Here is a 3,334-nt window from a genome sequence, read left to right on the forward strand (position 1 = left end):
TTTCAGGAGCTGAAAGAAATAGGGCAATGTGAAAAAGACGGAGTGCAGCGCGCAGACCTCTTTATTTTAATCCTTCCAGGAGGAAAGGGAAGTCATATTGGGCAATTGCGTTTGAAAAGAAGGTCTATTTGTACAGTGAAAACAGCGGGTTAAATGATCTTCAAAACACAAGTGCTTTTTATCACCTAGACAGAGTTGACAAGTTTATGGGAACGCTTGAAGAGTTTTTTCACTATTTAATGAAATGTGAGGTGGCAACCCATGTCTGAAATTACATTTTTAGCATCATATAAGCCATTTATTATTCCTGATGAAATCGAAGAATACAACAAAAAAACAAACTTTGAACGAATAGAGGACTTAATATATTTAGCTGTTTTTGATTTAAAAGATACGGGCTGGTATGAAGAAGTAGGCGGATTGTTTACACTGCCGTACTTATATGAAATCCGTGGTGCGGACAACCGTTTATTTTTACTGTACCTTGAAAAGTATATGGAAGAAGGAGATGTATTAGAGCTATGGCACCTTCCTAATCAGCATGCTTCTTCAGAATATGAAAGGCGTCTACTGTCTGCTACTGAACCAATCAAGATCAATGTGGGTAGCTTGACTTATGAAAATCAAACAGGGGTGTATCACTTGAATGAAAAAAAGTGGGTTGAAGAACTAAGTCACCGTAATTTTCTTACACCGTATGGGATTACAACAATTGTGAAGTATTAAATTATCAAAAAATATGTTTTAAACAATCAAATGAGGTTATTGCTTTGCATGGATGTTTTTTTCTGCTAGGGTAATACAAAAGCACAGGAGTGTGATGATATGCAAAATCGTAGTGTACATAATCCATTAATTATTGATGTATCTCATCATCAAGGGGAAATTGATTGGGAACGAGTGGCTCGAGCAGGAGTGCAAGGTGCATATATTAAGTTAACAGAAGGAAAAACATTTACAGATCCAAGGGTATATGAGAATTATGTTGAAGCTAAGCGAGTGGGTTTGCTTGTCGGCTTTTATCACTATGCACACTGTACCAACGACCCTAAACAGGAAGTGGCTTTCTTTTTGCAGCAGCTGCAGTCAATGAAGTTTGATTTTCCCCCATGCTTAGATTTAGAAGTAAATAAAGGGAAAAATGCTGAGTTTGTCTCTAGGTTTGGCCGAACGTGGCTAGAAGAAATGGAGAAAAATACTGGTGTACAGCCTTTGTTATATAGTGGGTATCACTTTGCTAAAACATACTTCACAAAGGAGCTTTCCTATTATCCTCTTTGGATTGCTCGCTATAGTAGCAGTAACCGAACGGAAGGATTTGATTGCCCGGGAAACCTATTTACTTGGTCAGAGTGGACCATGTTTCAATTTACCGATCAGGGGAAAGTTGACGGGATTTCAACGTATGTCGATTTAAATGAAATGAACGCTGCTTTTTTTCAGTATGTCAAGGAGTCGAAGCCAAGCTTACTAAGTACCGTAAAAACGTCTTTTCAACAAATGAAAAGTCAATTTGTCAAAAGTTCTAATCCGTCTCTACCTAAAGGCATGTTAAAAAAGGGAGCGAGAGGAGAAGAAGTGTTTGTACTCCAAAAAGCGCTTGCTTCCGTTTACTTTTATCCCAATAAGTTCGCTCCTAATCATGGAATAGACGGAATTTATGGAGCCAATACAGCTAATGCTGTTGCTCGCTTTCAAAAAGTCTATTTGCCAAAAGAAGTGGATGGAATTTACGGACCGAACGTTCGAGTAAAATTAGAAGAAATGATGAAAGGAAAATAACGAGCATAGAACCTATGCTCGTTATTTTTGAAGACGGTCTTTAATTAGTTTATATAAAGCATTTATTCCTAAGCTAATGCTAATTGTAATTCCTGACAAAGCAACGATAAAGGCGATGTACTCAAACAATGAATAATCTTTTATTGCGCTCCAGCTTAGGTTTTTATTCCAGCTTTCAATAACTAAATTCATTCCGTAAATACCGGATAGCACAGTATAGATGGTCAAAATCAACAGTAGATAATTATGACGTTTCCCTGCAATTTTTTCTTGATTTTGATATAAAGTCCCAAGTGTTTCCTTCACTTCTTGGTAGAGTGAATCAATGTGAAAGGTCTTTTTGAAAAGTCTAGAAAATTCTTGTCCTTCCGTTCGAGAACTGATTTCTAAAAACAAGTACTTACCTGAAAAGAGTGTGATAGAGCGGATGAGTCGCTCAATAGCGTTTTGGTCTTTTTCAAATGTAAGCTGCGAATATTGATAAGATAGTTTCAACAGTACAATTTTATAAAAGAAATGTAAAAATAGATTATAGTAGTGCTGACCAAATAGGTGATTCATTAACATTTGATTCGTCTCTTCATCGGCTGAATGTGAAATACAAGAAAAAACGTGGTCTGTTACAACATAGTATGTTTCGGGCGTCCATCGCTTGTAGACGTGTTGATCATTGTATTCATCAATATATTCTTGGTTTCTAGCTGAAATAAATGGTTTACCGCCAGTATCATAGCTGTTCAGTTGTCCAGTTCGAAATAAGGTGCCACTGCTAATAGGCTGTTCATTGTTGACGGTTACGTAACTTAGTACGTACATCCGTTCATCAATAAAATAAGGCAGGCTTCCAAAATGTTTGCTGTGCTGTGTTTCTTGCTCAATGTAAGGTTTTAGAAACGGTGTTAAGTTTGAAAAAATATAATCTTGTACTTTATCATAGGTTTTATTTTTGTATGTAATGGTCGCTCCGTGCTCTTCAGCTAATTTAGGCTCTAATACGCGAAAATGATTCATAAACTCAATGACGTCATCGTACGAATAATGGTTTCCCTTTACTTCGATACGAATCGTCATTACACCGATTTCAAATGGGCATAAAAAAATATCAATAGACAAAACTTCACTTAGAATTGTTGACGCTTTTGTTTCAAATGTAATTTCTTGATTCACCTTTTTTGAAAATCGAATGAGCCCTGTTTCTTTTGGTGATTGAGGAAAGAGAATACATTCGATATAAGGAAGAAAGTATTGATCAAGGCTAGCGTGGGAAACAAAATAGTCTTTGCTATAAAATTTCTTTTCTAAATCTGTATTCTCTAGAGAAAAAAAGTCAAATTCATGCTCATAAAGAGCTGAAACTAAATCTTTTTTCTCTTTTCGGTTAAAAGAAAAAGGAAACAAGAACATGTTTATTGCACGATTCGGTGTAATATCTTGAAAAGGAGAGTTCATTGCTTGCCACTTATCCACTGAGAAATTCCCTCCCTTATGCTTTTCATTATTGCTCTTTAAGTAATATACCTATATTTGACCAAAAAAAAACATAAAAGAGGCT

3 protein-coding genes are annotated in these 3,334 nt (G+C 36.0%); 2 read left to right on the top strand and 1 reads right to left on the bottom strand.

Annotation, left to right across the window (positions count from 1 at the left end; genetic code table 11):
• The first annotated feature begins 261 nt into the window (after positions 1–261).
• Positions 262–726 carry a hypothetical protein gene (locus tag BFL01S_RS19240; RefSeq protein ID WP_061786677.1) on the top strand — a complete coding sequence of 155 codons (465 nt, stop codon included), beginning with the start codon at positions 262–264 and terminating at the stop codon, positions 724–726.
• Between the two features lie 99 nt (positions 727–825).
• On the top strand, positions 826–1,782 hold the full coding sequence (locus tag BFL01S_RS19245) for a GH25 family lysozyme (RefSeq protein ID WP_061786678.1): 957 nt from the start codon (positions 826–828) through the stop codon (positions 1,780–1,782).
• Between the two features lie 21 nt (positions 1,783–1,803).
• Here BFL01S_RS19245 and BFL01S_RS19250 read toward each other — a convergent pair whose 3' ends face one another.
• Complete coding sequence (locus BFL01S_RS19250; protein WP_235859269.1) at positions 1,804–3,249, bottom strand: magnesium transporter CorA family protein; 1,446 nt, start codon at positions 3,247–3,249, stop codon at positions 1,804–1,806.
• Positions 3,250–3,334 lie beyond the last annotated feature (85 nt).

The sequence above is a fragment of the Priestia flexa NBRC 15715 genome (assembly GCF_001591565.1).
GTDB lineage: Bacteria > Bacillota > Bacilli > Bacillales > Bacillaceae_H > Priestia > Priestia flexa.

Excerpts from the sequence above, each read along its gene's own strand:
- BFL01S_RS19240 (WP_061786677.1), top strand. The coding sequence starts at position 262 with ATGTCTGAAATTACATTTTTAGCATCATATAAGCCATTTATTATTCCT.
- BFL01S_RS19245 (WP_061786678.1), top strand. The coding sequence starts at position 826 with ATGCAAAATCGTAGTGTACATAATCCATTAATTATTGATGTATCTCAT.